13 protein-coding genes are annotated in these 15,325 nt (G+C 52.5%); 10 read left to right on the forward strand and 3 right to left on the reverse strand.

Annotated features, from left to right (window positions below):
- Positions 1-242 precede the first annotated feature (242 nt).
- Entirely contained in the window at positions 243-2,138 is a 1,896-nt protein-coding gene (locus tag BUA40_RS11800) for a family 43 glycosylhydrolase (protein ID WP_083585389.1), read from the forward strand.
- Between the two features lie 3 nt (positions 2,139-2,141).
- Here the strand turns inward: BUA40_RS11800 and BUA40_RS11805 are convergent, their stop codons facing one another.
- On the reverse strand, positions 2,142-3,107 hold the full coding sequence (locus BUA40_RS11805; protein WP_072801058.1) for a phospholipase C/P1 nuclease family protein: 966 nt from the start codon (positions 3,105-3,107) through the stop codon (positions 2,142-2,144).
- Positions 3,108-3,197: 90 nt separating this feature from the next.
- Positions 3,198-4,121: a hypothetical protein gene (locus BUA40_RS11810; protein ID WP_072801059.1), complete on the reverse strand. Its 924-nt coding sequence runs from the start codon at positions 4,119-4,121 to the stop codon at positions 3,198-3,200.
- A gap of 81 nt (positions 4,122-4,202) precedes the next feature.
- On the opposite strand from BUA40_RS11810, the gene thiS reads away from it, so the two are divergent.
- The 3 genes from thiS (at position 4,203) to BUA40_RS11825 (ending at position 5,922) form a co-directional block, all read left to right on the forward strand.
- Complete coding sequence (thiS, locus tag BUA40_RS11815) at positions 4,203-4,397, forward strand: sulfur carrier protein ThiS (RefSeq protein ID WP_072801060.1); 195 nt, start codon at positions 4,203-4,205, stop codon at positions 4,395-4,397.
- Entirely contained in the window at positions 4,397-5,062 is a 666-nt protein-coding gene (thiF, locus tag BUA40_RS11820; RefSeq protein WP_255369302.1) for a thiamine biosynthesis protein ThiF, read from the forward strand. The genes thiS and thiF overlap by 1 nt, the downstream gene beginning before the upstream one ends.
- Before the next feature lie 92 nt (positions 5,063-5,154).
- Positions 5,155-5,922: a thiazole synthase gene (locus BUA40_RS11825; RefSeq protein WP_072801061.1), complete on the forward strand. Its 768-nt coding sequence runs from the start codon at positions 5,155-5,157 to the stop codon at positions 5,920-5,922.
- 188 nt (positions 5,923-6,110) lie between these two features.
- On the opposite strand, the gene BUA40_RS11830 is transcribed toward BUA40_RS11825, so the two are convergent.
- Complete coding sequence (locus BUA40_RS11830; RefSeq protein WP_072801062.1) at positions 6,111-8,369, reverse strand: DUF748 domain-containing protein; 2,259 nt, start codon at positions 8,367-8,369, stop codon at positions 6,111-6,113.
- Between the two features lie 81 nt (positions 8,370-8,450).
- On the opposite strand from BUA40_RS11830, the gene BUA40_RS11835 reads away from it, so the two are divergent.
- From BUA40_RS11835 to BUA40_RS11860, 6 genes are all read left to right on the forward strand, one after another.
- Positions 8,451-9,350 carry a sugar phosphate nucleotidyltransferase gene (locus BUA40_RS11835; protein ID WP_255369303.1) on the forward strand — a complete coding sequence of 300 codons (900 nt, stop codon included), beginning with the start codon at positions 8,451-8,453 and terminating at the stop codon, positions 9,348-9,350.
- Positions 9,351-9,388: 38 nt separating this feature from the next.
- Entirely contained in the window at positions 9,389-10,183 is a 795-nt protein-coding gene (locus BUA40_RS11840; protein WP_072801063.1) for an RNA methyltransferase, read from the forward strand.
- A complete protein-coding gene (locus tag BUA40_RS11845; RefSeq protein WP_072801064.1) occupies positions 10,184-10,546 on the forward strand; it encodes a hypothetical protein in 363 nt (120 codons plus the stop codon).
- A gap of 25 nt (positions 10,547-10,571) precedes the next feature.
- Positions 10,572-11,006: a dUTP diphosphatase gene (locus tag BUA40_RS11850; protein ID WP_072801065.1), complete on the forward strand. Its 435-nt coding sequence runs from the start codon at positions 10,572-10,574 to the stop codon at positions 11,004-11,006.
- A 246-nt stretch (positions 11,007-11,252) separates the two neighbouring features.
- Positions 11,253-11,987, forward strand: a complete 735-nt coding sequence (locus tag BUA40_RS11855; RefSeq protein WP_072801066.1) for a DsbA family protein — start codon at positions 11,253-11,255, stop codon at positions 11,985-11,987.
- A gap of 115 nt (positions 11,988-12,102) precedes the next feature.
- A complete protein-coding gene (locus tag BUA40_RS11860) occupies positions 12,103-15,291 on the forward strand; it encodes a carbohydrate binding domain-containing protein (protein WP_072801067.1) in 3,189 nt (1,062 codons plus the stop codon).
- Positions 15,292-15,325 lie beyond the last annotated feature (34 nt).

Consider the following 15,325-nt stretch of genomic DNA (forward strand, 5'->3'; position numbering starts at 1 on the left):
CGTTTAAACGGAATGAGCCCGGTTCAATACCGGACCCATAACTCAATTTTATCCTAACTTTAACCTGTCCAACTTTTTGGGGTCGGTTCAGGCGAGGGGGTTGAGAGCTACGAAGTGCGAACCAGGGGGAGGCTTCCCCCTTTTGGATCCTATCGCGCTTCGCGCTCCAGGATGACATTTCCTCCTTCTTACTTTTTATTATATATTTAAACAGGTTTGGTTGTGTGGGAAAGCGAGGCGATATGAAAAGAGTCAACGTGTTTTTTGCACTTTCTGCACTGATGGCGGGGCAGGCTTTTGCGGCCGATTGGTACGCGAAGGAGACGCGATGGGCGGGGCATGACCCGGACATCATCCGTTATGAGGACGGCTATGCGCTTGCCACGACGGACAACCACATGCTCATGCAGTTTTCCGAAGACGCGCTGAACTGGAAGAACGGCGAACCTGCCATGCCGAAGTTTTCTCAGTGGCTTTACAAGTACGCACCGAACATGATTGACATCTGGGCGCCCGATATTCATTATGTCGGTGGCGAATACCGCATGTACTATTGCGGTTCCGAGATGGGTATCCGCTCGTCAGGTATGGGCTTTATGTCAAGTAAGGAAATCGACCCGACAAAACCCGGCTACGGCTGGACAGACCAGGGCGAGGTGATTCACACGGTCAAGAGCGATGCCTACAACGCGATTGACGCGGCGGTGCTGAAGGACAACGATGGCAAGGTCTGGATGGCGTTTGGTTCGTGGGGCACGGGTATCCACATTCTGGAATTGAACGAAGAAACAGGCAAGGTGAAAGACGGTGCGAAGATGATCAACATCGCGAACCGCGGCGGTTCGGGCATCGAGGGCGCAAGCCTCATCGAGCACGATGGTTATTACTATCTGTTTACGGCATGGGATAACTGCTGCAAAAAGGGCGCAGACCTCGAAAACAATTCTTACAAGACGACGGTGGGACGCTCCAGTCGCATTGACGGCGGGTATGTGGACCGCAGCGGCAAGGCGCTCTTGAATGGCGGTGGCACGATTCTGTTGAGCCGTTACGGGCGCTACTACGGGCCTGCGGGCGGCGAGGCGTTTCAGGACGTGAACCGCCAGCGTTTCGTGAATCATTACTACGACAAGAATGATGGTGGAAATTCTTATATCCAGGTCCGCGATATCGTCTATACGGACGATGGCTGGCCGGAACTGGGGCAACCGTTCCTCGGGCGTTACCTGAGTGCGGAGGCGGAACAAGGCGCTTTGACGCATGTGGATATCTCGAGCAGTTCCGATGCGTCGAACGGAGAATTTTGCGCCTACATCAATTACGAAGACAGCAAGATTCGCTTGCCGATGATTATCCCGCAGGCAGGCGACTACCTGATTCGCTACCGCTATGACAACAACTGGACCGAAGACGGTGCAAATGGTAGTTCGCATTTTGTGAGCGTCAACGGCAAAAATCAGGAAGTGGAATTGCCGCTGACGGGCGCGTGGAGCGCGTTCCCTGAAAAGTCGGTGGTGTACATTCCCGCGAAACTCAAGCGTGGCTCGAACTTTATCGAGATTACGAAGGGCAAGCATTATGCGGAACTCGACCGTCTCGACTTCTTGCGCATTATTCGCGATACGATTCCGGCGAACGGCTTCGATAACGGTATCCGCGTGCGACTCACCGAAAAAGATGAATTTGCCATCAAGGACGGCGGCTACGCAATTTTCGAGAATGTGATTACGGATTCCATCGTGGGCCCGGGCGTGCTTGTGCAGGTGAAGAACGGCGCAGGCGGAACGCTGAACATTCGCAAGGAAAGTAAGAAGGGCGACGTGATTTCGAAATGTGAATTGCCCTCGGCGGGCGATGCCACCAAGTGGGTTGACGTGCGCTGCACCAACCTTCCGGAACTCAAGGGCGTGCAAGACTTTTACCTGACGGCGGAAGGCCTCGGCGGCGAAACGCTCCTTGGGAACATCAAGTTTGACGAAGGAATCAAGGATACGACGACATCAATTCGCCGCATTGGCGGTCGCGACGAGCGGCCCCTCCGTGCGGGCGACATGCAGCTTCCGGCGCAGAATAAAAAATACCGCGACCTCAAAGGCCGGCGGTATGATAAGCAAATTCCGTATCGGGTGATGTTCTAGGCTTTATTTGGCCCAGTCCCTATACTTGATCCAGATGTGCAGCCAGATTCGGGCGACGGAATCAATGGCGTCGCTGAAAATCATGGTGCTGTACATCTCGAAATATTTGCCCCATTCTGTTTCTGTTTCGAATTCCTTTATGGATTTCGTGTTTTCGAAATTTTCGGGAATCAAGAAATACGAGAACAGGTAGGAATACTGGGAGACGGCGCTCATGAAGTCCCACACGTTGTTGTTCTTGCCGCCCCAACTGTGCATGTACTTTCTTTTGGCGATTTCCGTTTCTACGTTGGTAGTGAATGCGCTAGATGCTATCGGAAGCGGGTAACCGTCCGGGTCGTAGAAGAATCGGTTGTTGTCCTTGTCAATTTTGTAGGCCTTGCTAATGGCGTCTTCCCATTTCTTTTCGATGCCGCCGTGAATGCCCTTGCCGTCGGAATAGGGGCGACAGTCGCAGTGCAGGGGCATGTGGCAGTCGGCAATGTAGTGGCTCAAAATGAAGAATCGCATGGCGATGTGGTTGCCCGATGTTGCGATGGGGCAGCCTTTTTCTTCGCGGTTGAGCATTTTGAAGTTGTCGATGATGCTGTGCGAAACTGCTTCGCAGCGGTCTGCGCAGTTGCCGCCTTCGATGTTGTAGGGTTTGCCCTTGAGCGGCGATTCTTTGGACATCTTGGTGTAAATGCTGTGGGTCGAGGGCAAGCTGCCGAAGGTGTTGTAGGTGCCGTCTTCAGCAGGGCGGTATTTGACGATGTGGCTGGTGGCCATGTCCTTGAAAACATCGTCGGGGTACCAGGCTCCCTTAATCACGAAGTCGCGGTAGTCCTTGAACCATTTGACCAAAGCCTTGGCTTCGGTGCGGACTTTGTCGGTGACGCCTGCAATTACATTTTCGTCGGTAGTGGTGGCAATAATTTCCAAACGCTTGATCGCCATAAAGGCAATCCATGCATGAGAATATTTTTTCATGCTAAAAGGCTCCTTTTTCTTAAAATATAAGAAAAAGAAATACCTTGTATGGTAAATGTACTACAAAAGAATCGGTAACGCAGTTATGTACTAAAAGAGTACCAACAGGTTCAGACCTGTAGCGGCATTTGCAACATTAAAGGTGGGGGTCACGAAGATTTGGGCTTCGCTGCGGCGAAGTTTACCACTTTTGTAGTATTCGTATGTTTCTTCGTTCTTGATTCGCTGGTGCTTGTGGCCAACATCCCTATGAATGGCGTAGATGTTGTAAATCGTGAGAGGGAGGCCGCCGGCGACCAATGGCACTCCTATAATAAAACAGGCGACGTCGTTGAGCGCATTGTCAAGATCGTCTGAACCGCCGGCCATCGATGCCAAGACGATTACGCCTAATGTGGTGACGCCAACGCCGGCAATTGTGCCTATGACATTTTCGGCAATGCTTTCCTGAGAGCGCTCTTTTTCGATTTCTTCGATAAAGTAGGAGTCGTAATCGTGTGACGGATCCAGGGCGAGTTGTTCGGCTACGAGTGTGTTGTATGCAACGGAGTCGCTTGCGGTTTCGGCCGGTTCGGTTGCGCCGGTTTTACGCGATTGATATAATTGATGGGCGCGTTCGTATGTCATGCGGCGCTTTGCGTGCGCTTTGCTTTCGTTAATTCCGCTGATATTTGCGGTTAAAATCGTTACACCCGATACCAAAAGCGGCATCGCTAGAATCGCTCCCGTGGCTCCTTCGTTGGATAATCCGGTCATAACAGTAAGTCCAAGACCGGTCAATAAGGCGCCAGAAATAGAACCCAAAACATTTAACCCGATTCCTTCTTGATTTCGTTCGTTTTCAATCTGGTTCTGGTAGTAAATATCGTAAGAATGCTTTGTGTCTAAGGCAAGCTGTTCTGCGATAAGGGAATCGGTATAGAACAACGAATCCGTCTTGTTGGTGTCCGGGGTGCCTTGTGCAAAGTTGAAAACGATGGCTAGCAGTATAAAAACGAGCGACTTTTTGAGCATGATTCTGCAATTTGGGTTGAAAGGTTCATTTGAAATATAAGATAATTATTTGAATTTGTTCTAATTTTTTATATTTGAGCTATGCTTACCATAAATGGACAGAGTGTCGATGCGGCGGGCAAGACTGTTGCCGAGTACCTTGCAGAAGCTGGGTACAATACCGTGCGCATCGCTGTGGAACGGAACGAAGAAATTGTTCCGAAGGCGAAGTATGCCGAAACGTTGCTGGCCGACGGCGACGTAGTCGAGGTCGTGAACTTTGTAGGCGGCGGGTGATGACTGCTGATCTTTCGCAGATGCGCGAACCTTCTCGCATGCCTTCGCAGAACGAGATGCACGCTGCGCTTGAAAAACGACAGGGCGCAGAAGCCGTGTGTAAGTTGCAGGCGGCAACGGTTGCTGTTTGCGGTTTGGGCGGCCTGGGTTCGAATATTGCGATTTCTTTGGCGCGAGCCGGTGTCGGCAAACTCATTCTGATTGATTTTGATCATGTTGATGTGACGAATTTGCATCGCCAGCAGTATAAGGCGTGCCAGGTGGGCATGCCGAAGCCCGATGCCTTGCTTGCTAACTTGAAAGAGATTGCACCGTATACGGAGTATGAAACGCATTTCGAAAAGGTGACTGCCGAAAATGCGGAGGCGTTGCTTGCCAAGGCCGACGTGATTTGCGAGGCGTTTGACAATGCCGAGGCGAAGGCGATGCTTGTGAACACGGTGCTTGAAAATATGCCCGAAAAGTTCTTGGTTGCGGCTTCTGGCATGGCGGGCTACGACAGCGGAAATTCAATTACGACTCGCAAGGTGACCAAGCGCTTTTATGTTTGCGGTGACGGCAAAAGCGACGTGAACGACGGAATCGGGCTCATTGCGCCCCGCGTGATGCTTTGCGCCGCTCACCAGGCTTTGGCTGTTATCCGCTTGATTCTTGGGTTAGAGTAGCATCTCGTTTCCGATGTCGTCCTGACGAATGTCAGGATCGGATTTGTTTTGTTGAACTTTGCTATATTTTGCCTTGCAAAAAAGAAGGCTTTATGGACGACAAACTCGTTATCGGTGGTCACGAATTTAATTCCCGCTTTATTTTAGGTTCCGGCAAGTATTCCCTCAAGCTGATTGAGGCTGCTGTGCGCGATGCTGGCGCAGAGATTGTCACTCTCGCCGTGCGCCGTGCAAACACCAAGGATCACGAAAATATTTTGGATTACATTCCGAAGGGCGTAACGTTGTTGCCGAATACGTCCGGCGCACGCAACGCCGCCGAAGCGGTGCGCATCGCGCGTCTTTCCCGCGAACTCGGCTGCGGTGATTTCGTCAAGATCGAAATCATGCGCGACACGAAGTACCTTTTACCCGATAACTACGAAACCATCAAGGCGACTGAAACTTTGGCGAAAGAAGGTTTCGTAGTAATGCCGTATATGTATCCGGATCTGAACGTGGCGCGCGACCTCGCTAACGCGGGTGCCGCAGCCGTGATGCCGCTTGCCGCTCCGATTGGGTCTAACAAGGGACTTTCGACTCGCGAATTCATCCAGATTCTCATTGATGAAATCGACCTCCCGATTATTGTGGACGCGGGCATCGGCAAACCGTCTGAAGCTTGCGCCGCCATGGAAATGGGCGCTGCCGCGATTATGGCGAATACCGCACTTGCAACCGCTGGCGATTTGCCGATGATGGCTCAGAGCTTCAAGCTTGCAATTGAAGCAGGTCGAAAGGCATATCTCGCTGGCCTTGGCCGTGTGCTGACCCGCGGAGCTTCTGCCTCTGACCCGCTCACGGGTTTCTTGAGAGATTAAAATCGGGGTTTTAGGGGCTTCGCCCCACCTTGGTGGCCATGCGCACTAAGGAGTAAAACTCCTAAGTGCTGTCCGCCCTAGGCGAAGGGGTAATGAAAAAAAGAGCGCTTAAAAAGCGCTCTTTTTTGTAGTGAGGGGGATTCTTCCCCCTTCAAACTGTTTACAGTCTACTTCCTACTTCCTACTTCTTACTGAACATCAACCTGTACCTTGTACATGGCCTTGCGCTGGGTGAGTGCGCCGCGCGGGGCGGTAGTCACGGTGACGTTTTTCTTGGTCACGCCGGGTTGCTGCTGCAAGGTCTTGAGGAGTTCCTGGTTGCGGGCTTCGGCCATGGCGAGGATTTCCTTTTCCATGGTCTTGCGGTCCAGTTCCTTGGCGTGTTCTGCGGCGTAAGCGGCGTAGGCGCTGTCCTTGTCTTCGATGGCGACAATGGCCTTTTCGTCGAGTTCGTTGAGCGTCGTCTTGTTCTGCGTGGCCTTGTAGAAGTCGGTCTTGAGCTTGTGCGTCTTGTAGGCTTCAACGGTCTTTTTCATGTTGAAGTTCTGCACAAAGTTCATCTTGAGTTTCTTGTCCTTGGCGAGTGCTTCGACCATCTTCTGGGCCTTGGCGAACTGTTCGCTGGTAAAGGAGCTTGCAAGCGGATCGATAAAGATTTCGTCGTTCTTGCCGAGGTCGATACCCACAACGCCTGCGCCCGTGGCGGCCACGTTACCTACGACCTTGAGCGGCGAGAGAGCCACCTTGATGAGCAAATTCATCACGGTCTGCCATACGATCTTCAGGTAAGAGAATTCCGGGTCCTTCACGTTGCCCTTCACGGGAACATCGAACTGAATCTTGTCATCTTTATCCTTGAGAATATAGAGACCGACCTTCATGGGAACGGTGTATTCCGGGTCGGTGGAGCCGTCCTTGTCACCGACGTCGATGTTGTAGATGTCGATAGTGTTCTTACTTTCGATGTTCCAGTCGTTCATCTTGTTTTCGCTGGCGAATGCCATGGTGCCCGAGCTGATGGGGTAGCCGGTGTAGTGGTGGCTATACGGCGAGAAATGCTTGAGGGCGAGGTTCTTCACGCTGATGTAGGCGTCCATGGTGCCGATGTCGGAAAGTGCGCCCTTGTACTTGAGCGTGAGTGCGCCACCTTCGGGGAAGGCTGCAGAAACGTTGATGGTGCAGGGGGTGTTGAAGTTGATGTTGGAACCGTTGACAGCGATGTTGCTCACCTTGTAATTGAACGGCTGCTTCGGAGTATGGTCGCTTGCGGATACGTTGGTGTTCACGACCTGCAGCTTGTTGATTACGGCCTTGAGCGGTTTGGACTTTTCGGCGGTCTTGGGATCTTCCTTTTCTGCAGGTTCTGCAGAAGCCTTCTTGGGCTTGTTCAGCGGTTCAAGCAAAACGTCGATGTTGGTCTTGCCATCCTTGTAAAGATCCAGGTGTGCGTAAGCGCCATCCACAATCACGGAATCTACGCGGAAGTCCATTTCGTTCACGTTTGCCTTGGCAATGCCAACGCCTACGTGTGCAACGCCGATGGTCTTGCCGCTGGTTTCGGTGAGCTTGATGCCGTCTACCGAGACGGTGCCGCTCACGTTCGAAGAGAGAACGTTGTTCACGTTGCCTGCCACGTTCAGGTCAACCCCGAGGGAGCCTTCGAAATCCTTGAACTTGATGAAGTCGTTCAAGTAGGGCTTTGCAATGGCGAGGGCGAGCTTGTTGAGCGTGACATTCACGCCGAAGTCCTGCGTCTTCATGTTGAACTGCACCTTGACGCCGAGGTCGCCACCGTTTGCGAACTTGAGGTTCACGCCGATGTCGGTGTTCTTGTTGCTGAAGTAGACGGCGGGAATGGCAACGGAGAAGTCCTGGATATGGATCTTGGAACCCACCTTGAGGTCTTCGTAAATGATGTTGCCTTTTTCAAGAGTGATGTTTTCGATGGCGACGCTGAATCCGCCCAAGGCTTCGGAGGGGTCGAGGTTCAGGGCCTGAGCAGAGTCGGTTGCCGTGGTGTCGGCCTTGGGTTCTTCCTTGGCGGCGGTGTCGCTGGCCGTGGAATCGGCGGCAAACTTGTTCAAGATGTCGCTAAAGTTGAACTTATCGCCTCTTTGCGCTACACGGGTGTAGAGGCCTTTCAAGTAGATTTCGCTCACGCTAATTTCTTTCTTGAGCAGGTGCGTGGGGTTCACGTTGATGCGGAACTTTTCGAAGGCCACGAAGGGGGTGGTGCCATCGGGTTCGTAGATGGCGAAATCGTCGACGGAGACGGTAAACGATAACGGGCTGAATTCCACGTTTTCGATTTTCATCTTGCGACCGATGAGTTCGTTGGAGTGTTCGACCACGTAGTCTTTTGCGATGCCGGGGGCGACTTTGAGTGCGACAATGACGAGAATGACCAGTGCCGCGAGAACGATAAGGGCGATATAACGTTTCTTCATGGTGCCTTAAAAATAGAATTCTTACTTTGCAGAAGTGTGTTAATTTTTTTTAGAACGCCTTTTTCTATCTTTATACATATAATGGAAAATTCCCCCTTGAATAACGATTCCCTGAACGTTTTGATTCTGGCGGCTGGCCTTGGAACCCGTCTGCGTCCACTGACAAATGACGTGCCGAAGCCCCTTGTTCCCGTGGTTGACGCCTCGATTTTGGATTTGCAGGCCCGTAAGGCGCGTGCCATCGGAAATGTTCGTTTGCACGCAAATGCCCATTACTTGGCTGATCAGGTTGTTTCGGCGGGTGGAACTTTAGGTTTCGAAAAAGTCTGGGTGGAGCTGCCCGACATTCTCGGAACGGCCGGCCCGCTCAAGCGTATTTATAATGAAGGATATCGTGGCGGTCTCCTGATTATGAATGGCGACGCCTATTGCGATTTTGACTTGAAGGCTTTTGTAGAAAATGCGCAGGCGTTGGCTGTTCAGCTGAATGGCCCGCAGGTGGCCTTGCTTGCGGTTGATTTCCCGAAGGTGAACACATTCCGCGTGGGTGCGGATGGTCGCTTGGCCGGCGTGGTCGGCCGTTTCGGTAGTGAAGATGGTCTGCCTGCGACGTTCTCGGGTGTTTCGTGGTACAGCGACGAGGCTCTTTCGCGCATTCGCGACGGGGAATTCGATATCCGTGAATTCTGGAAGCAAGAGATTGCGGCGGGTCGCGCTCCGTTCGTGGACATGACGCAACTGCATGCGACTTGGATTGATATGGGCTCGCCCGAAGGCTTGATGTCGGCGGTGGAGGCTCGCTTGAAGGAACTTGGCCGCGACGTAAACGAAGCCGTTGTCGAAGAAGGTGTTCAAGTGCCCGCTTCAGCAAAGATTATTCATTCTGTCTTATATAAGGGTGCTGTTATTTCTGAAAATGAAGTTATTCAGGATGAAATTCGAGGAAAAGACTTCTCCTGGAAAATCGCTCCTAACCACTAATCACTAACCACTGTCTACTTCCTACTTCTAACTATCTTATGCGCAAATTCAGAGTCGTTTTAGTAGAACCGGAACATCCGCACAATGTGGGTTTTGTTGCCCGCGCCATGCACTGCTATGCCCTCGATGAACTTTATATTGTTTACCCGAGGCGCGACAAGGTCATCGAAAATTCTTACCATACGGCTCCGAACAGCCACGAGGTCTTGGACAAGGCGACCATCGTTCACAAGTTCGAAGATGCTATTGGCGATTGCGCTTGCGCGGTTGCGTTTAGTCGCCGCATTTACGGTTCTGCCATCAAGCATACGATGATGCCTGGGCTTTCGGAATTGTTGCCTGAAAATGGTACGATTGCGCTGGTGTTCGGCCGCGAATCTTGCGGGCTTGAAACCGAAGAAGTGAACGCTTGCACCTACCAGTGCGAAATCCCGGTGCCGGGACTCATGAGCTTGAACTTGGCGCAGGCGGTGACGGTGGGCCTTTATGAACTTTGCCGCAGTGGTGCGCTTGCCAATGGTGAAGGCCGTGCAAAGCGGGGGAGCAAGGGTGCCTGCGAAACGGCCCCGGCAACCATCGACCAGATCGACAGTTTCAAGAAGTTCCTGGACCGCTATCTGACTGGCCAGTATCACGACCAGTCTTGGCGCGACAACTTCCTCAATACGCTCTTGCAGCGTTTGCATCCAACCCGCAACGAACTTTCCGCTTTGTTTGGCCTCATCCGTAATCTTGCAAAAAAGCCTGCCCGTCTGGAACAGGCCGCCGACAAGGCCGCGGCACAGAAAGCCGCTAAGGCTGCCGAAACGGCCGAGTCTACTGAATCGAAATAAATGGAAGTCGAATACAACATCGCCGGGCGAATTCTGGCCAAGGAAGGCACGCGCGTCATAACGCTGGCCGAAATCCTTGCGTCGCCCTTGGTGGTGAATGGCACCGCGGGTGCCGCGACGAATGCCGCCGACCTCTCCGAAGATTCCCTCGCCGCTTATTGCAAGGCTGTTTCGGCGCAGAACGCCTGCAAAGTCTACCTCTGGAAAGACTGCGAAGAATACGGTAACGCGAATGTGTTCAACGGCGGCTCCGATTACGAAGTCGTGAACGAAGTTTGCTTCTTATGCATCTGCGACAGCGGAAAAGAAATGGTCCGTGAAACCACGAACCACTGGAACGAGAAAATCAACGCCGTTATTTAGCGATAAACCTTTTTAATTTTACACTATGACCACGAAGACAATTAAAATTCAGTACCTCGATGAATCTATCCCGAAACTCACATACGTTGGCGGCAAGTCCGACTGGATTGACCTTGCCGCGGCAGAGAACGTGACTCTCAAGGCGGGGGAGTTCCGCCTGATTCATCTGGGCGTTGCGATGAAATTGCCTGAGGGTTTCGAGGCGCATATTGCACCGCGCAGTTCCACGTTCAAGAATTTCGGCATCCTGCAGGCGAATTCCGTGGGTGTGGTCGATTCTAGTTACTGCGGCGCAAACGACTGGTGGAAAATGCCCGTTTACGCCACCCGCGACGTGACCATCGAGAAGGGGAGCCGCATCGCGCAGTTCCGCATCATGGAAATCCAGCCGACGCTCACCTTCGAAGAAGGCTCTCTCGACGGTGCCGACCGCGGCGGATTCGGCAGCACGGGAATCTAGGGAACACAGATTTTATTTCGTTTATACCGACCCGAATGTATCTTTGAATTTACATTCGGGTTTTTCGTCTTTGGAGTCATCTCACGATTCTACCCCCAAACCACTGTCTACAGCCTACTGTCTACTGCCTACTTCCTACTCACTTTCTCAAACCTCTCGTCTTTCGTCTCTCGTCTAATTAGTATATTTCCCCTACACCGGCAGGTATAGCGCCTGCCCAGATTTTTTAACATCAAAAGGAAAAACATGAAACGTCTCCCCATTGTCGCTCTCGCAGTATGTTTCGCTGGTCTCGTTGCCTGCAATCAGGCTTCCGCCGGCGGTTCGTTCAACCAGCAGGCCAGGCTTGATAACCTCGAAAAGGATTTCAAGCAGGTTAAGGAAGAATTCGAAATCATCAAGTATGCCCTCGACAAGCGCGGCATCTCTCTGGAACAGGCCCGCGCTGAAATGGAAGCGGACAACAAGGTTTGGGACATTCCCGACGAAGATAGCCCGGTCTTTGGCAACACCAAGAACCCGAAGCTCACGATTGTTGAATTTACCGAATTCCAGTGCCCGTACTGCTCCCGCATCGCTCCGGTCATGAAGGAACTCAACGAAAAGTATCCGGACAAGATCAAGTTCGTGTACAAGCACTTCCCGCTCAGCTTCCACTCCAATGCTCGCGCCGCAGCTGCCTCTTCTATCGCTGCTCAGAAGCAGGGCAAGTTCTGGGAATACCGCTACGCCCTCGCTCCGCATAGCCGCGAACTCGGCGACTCCATCTATGTGGAAGTTGCAAAGCAGATCGGTTTGAACGTGGAACAGTTCAAGAAGGACATGGTGCTTGACTCTGCCATGAACGCCCGTATCGACAAGGACTTCCAGCTCGGTACCGAAGTCGGCGTGCAGGGTACCCCGAACTTCTACATCAACGGCAAGCGTCAGGACCGTTTCAGCCCGGAACTGGTTGAAAAGCTCCTCAAGGAAGCCAAGTAATTACTCAAGCGGTTCAATCTGTAAACGCGACTTCGCGTCGCGTGCTTCCTTTTTGAACGCGAAAATTTTAATTTCAAAATCAAACTAAAAAACACAACCAAAAGGACACGATCATATGATGAAGCGTACATTGACTGCCGCTACCGTCGCCCTCCTCGGCTTCGGCGTAACGGCTACAATGGCTCAGCCGAAAGCACCGCGCGTAGTTCCTTACAAGTTCTTCGACGAACAGTATCGTCCGGGGGGCTTTGACTACGCATACGGCGGCAAGAGCAAAGGTATCACCATCACTAAAGACGGCGGCTACAAGTCTAAGGCTGCCTTGAACATCAAGCTTGACCCGAGCGAATATTCGGGCGCTTCTGTTTGCTTGTACAACGAAACCTTCGACCTCAACAAGTTCATGCTCGACTCCAAGCTCGAATTCATGATCAAGGGTAAGAAGGGTGGCGAAGCCGTTAAGGTCGGCCTTTTGGACGAAGAAGTTTCTGACGGCAAGAAGACCCAGGTCGTTCTCCCGATGAACAAGTACATCCAGGGCGGTGCCGTGACGACGGATTGGAAGAAGGTTTCCATTCCTCTCGTGGACTTCCCGGACCGTGGTCTCTACTGGGACAACACCCGTAAGTCTGAATTCCCGGCTCGCATTGACTGGGACAAGATTGCAGAAATCCGCTTCTCTATCGACAAGAGCGGCGCATCTGATTTCGAAATCTGGGTCGACAACATCGAAATCGTGAAGGGCAACAAGAAGGCCGCTCCGAAGAAGAAGGTTGTCTACTGGGATGAAAACAACGATGTCATTGACGGCCCGAAGAACCCCGAAAAGCTCGACGGCAAGGCTAAGCCTGTCAAGAACGGTACGTTCTACGATAACCAGCTCAAGGGCTTCAGCTACAGCTACGGTGGTCTCTCTGCCCAGCGCGAAGCTGACTCCAAGACTCAGGGCAACCCGAACGTGCTCGCCCTGTACATCGATAACAACGACTGGTCCGGTGTGACCTACTCTCTTGGCGAAGGCAAGTACATTGACCTCTCCAAGGTGCGTAACAAGGGCGGTCTCTACTTCTGGATCAAGGGTAAGCTCGGCGGCGAAAAGGTGTACGTCGGTATCCTCGACAACCAGGGTAATGACATCAAGAGCCAGACCAAGATTAGCCTGAACGACTGGATCGAAGGCTCCAAGGTCAGCAAGGACTGGAAGCTCGTCAAGATTCCTCTGAAGAAGTTCGGCGACAAGGGTAAGGCTTGGGACGCTAACAAGCAGGCCGAAGTTGCTAAGGACGTGCAGTGGAACAAGATTCAGGAAGTCCGCTTCTCTGTGGGCAAGGGTGAAAACCAGGGTGAACCGGGCAAGCCGGCTCCTGTGACCATCTTCGTCGACCAGATTACCTTCACCGAAAATATCGACTGGGTTGACCCGGATATCAAGTGGGATAACTGGAAATCCAAGGCTCCGGATGTCGTGATTTCTGACTTCGAAGGCAAGTTTGGCAAGGACAAGTGGGAACCGTCTTTCGGTCCGAAGTCCAAGGCCGAAATCGAAATGCCGTACAAGACCTCCAAGCTCGACGGCAACAGCCTCTACATCAAGCACTTCGAAATGTCCGACTGGGTGGACTTCGTTCTTGACTTTACCAAGAACGGTGCCGCTCACGACGCTAAGCAGCGCGACTGGACGAACCATTGGGGCATCATGTTCGACGTCTACTCCGAACGTGCATGGCAGTCCATCACGGTTCAGATCGGTGACGCTGGCAACGAACTCTTCGTTTCCAACACCGGTGTACCTCGCGGTCGCACCACGGTGATCGTGCCGTTCCGCACGTTCTCCAAGTTCCCGTACTACCAGCCGCCTAACGCTAAGGAAAACGGCGTGTTCGACCTCAAGAACGTCGTTTCTCTCGACTTCAAACCGGGTGGAGAAGGTTCTAACGGTAGCTTCGAAATCGACAACATTAAGCTCACCAACCAGAAGGAAGTCAAGGCTGCTGCTCGCCCGGCTCTCGTGAAGGTTGAAGTTAAGGGTACCGGCGACGTGATCAACCCGAACATCTCGGGCGGCCTCTTCGGTATCAACGCTGCACTTTGGGATGGCGACATGCTCGACAATCCGAAGTTCAAGGTTCAGACTGCTGAATACGCCAAGCGCATCAACCACGGCATCATCCGTTATCCGGGTGGTCTCCGTGCCGATGACGACCACTGGAAGGAAATCCTCGACAACCACGACTGGATGGTCGATACCGACGAATTCCTCGCTTGGTTGAAGAAGACCGGTTCTAACGCCATGTTCACCGTGAACTTCGGTTCCGGTACCGAACAGGAAGCCGCTGCTTGGGTGAAGCACACCAACATCGACAAGAAGGCCGGCATCGTTTACTGGGAAATCGGTAACGAAGTCTATGGTAACTGGCACCCGTACTATGAAAAGTATGGTAAGGACGGCGGTACCATTTATGGTAAGCGCGCCCGTAAGTTCATCGAAGCCATGAAGAAGGTTGACCCGACTATTAAGGTCGCAGTCCTCGGCGTGCTCGATGGCCAGTGGAACGACAACGTGCTCAAGGAAACCGGCGACATTGCCGACGGTCTCATTGTTCACCACTATCCGCAGCACCTCGGTGAAGAAAACGACTTCGCACTCCTCTCTGCTCCGCAGGACCTCGTTCCTATCTACAGCCGTCTCCATAAGGTTGTGGACAAGTGGACCAGCCACTTCAAGAAGGACAAGAAGATCGAACTCTGGCTCACCGAATGGAACTCCGTGGACTTCAACCCGGGTCCGCAGACCATCTCTCTCGAAAACGGTCTGTTCGTTGCTGACTACCTCGCTATGCTCGCCACTGAAAATGTGGACAACGCACAGTACTGGGATATCCACAACGACATCACTCCGGAAGGCGGTGACTACGGTTACCTGACCCGTTCTGCAGAAGAATGCATGAACTGCCCGCGTCCGAGCTACTGGGCATTCCAGATGGCTTCTGACGCTCTCCGCGGCAAGCTCCTCAAGACCGAAATTACCGGTGACAAGGAATCGCTCATCACGACCTACTACACCGAAAACGGCAAGAAGAAGAGCCTCCTCGTGATCAACAAGAGCCCGTACAGCGACTACGAACTCAAGCTGAACATTCCTGGCTTCAAGGGCAAGGCCACTGTCCAGACTCTCGACCGCAGCACCGAAAAGCTGAAGGAAGGCTGGGCAAACGATCCGTCCAAGAAGGCCAAGAAGGGTGTTGACATCAGCAAGCCGGTCAAGGTCGGCAAGCGCACCGTCACCCTCATCACGGTGGAATAAGGAATATCATTCCGGCTTAACCGCCGGAATCATT

This window comes from Fibrobacter sp. UWT2 (assembly GCF_900142545.1).
Lineage (GTDB): Bacteria > Fibrobacterota > Fibrobacteria > Fibrobacterales > Fibrobacteraceae > Fibrobacter.

Excerpts from the sequence above, each read along its gene's own strand:
- BUA40_RS11825 (WP_072801061.1), top strand. The coding sequence starts at position 5,155 with ATGGACGACAAACTCGTTATCGGTGGTCACGAATTTAATTCCCGCTTT.
- BUA40_RS11810 (WP_072801059.1), bottom strand. The coding sequence starts at position 4,121 with ATGCTCAAAAAGTCGCTCGTTTTTATACTGCTAGCCATCGTTTTCAAC.
- BUA40_RS11835 (WP_255369303.1), top strand. The coding sequence starts at position 8,451 with ATGGAAAATTCCCCCTTGAATAACGATTCCCTGAACGTTTTGATTCTG.
- BUA40_RS11855 (WP_072801066.1), top strand. The coding sequence starts at position 11,253 with ATGAAACGTCTCCCCATTGTCGCTCTCGCAGTATGTTTCGCTGGTCTC.
- BUA40_RS11850 (WP_072801065.1), top strand. The coding sequence starts at position 10,572 with ATGACCACGAAGACAATTAAAATTCAGTACCTCGATGAATCTATCCCG.
- thiS (WP_072801060.1), top strand. The coding sequence starts at position 4,203 with ATGCTTACCATAAATGGACAGAGTGTCGATGCGGCGGGCAAGACTGTT.
- BUA40_RS11805 (WP_072801058.1), bottom strand. The coding sequence starts at position 3,107 with ATGAAAAAATATTCTCATGCATGGATTGCCTTTATGGCGATCAAGCGT.
- BUA40_RS11845 (WP_072801064.1), top strand. The coding sequence starts at position 10,184 with ATGGAAGTCGAATACAACATCGCCGGGCGAATTCTGGCCAAGGAAGGC.
- BUA40_RS11800 (WP_083585389.1), top strand. The coding sequence starts at position 243 with ATGAAAAGAGTCAACGTGTTTTTTGCACTTTCTGCACTGATGGCGGGG.
- thiF (WP_255369302.1), top strand. The coding sequence starts at position 4,397 with ATGACTGCTGATCTTTCGCAGATGCGCGAACCTTCTCGCATGCCTTCG.
- BUA40_RS11860 (WP_072801067.1), top strand. The coding sequence starts at position 12,103 with ATGATGAAGCGTACATTGACTGCCGCTACCGTCGCCCTCCTCGGCTTC.
- BUA40_RS11840 (WP_072801063.1), top strand. The coding sequence starts at position 9,389 with ATGCGCAAATTCAGAGTCGTTTTAGTAGAACCGGAACATCCGCACAAT.
- BUA40_RS11830 (WP_072801062.1), bottom strand. The coding sequence starts at position 8,369 with ATGAAGAAACGTTATATCGCCCTTATCGTTCTCGCGGCACTGGTCATT.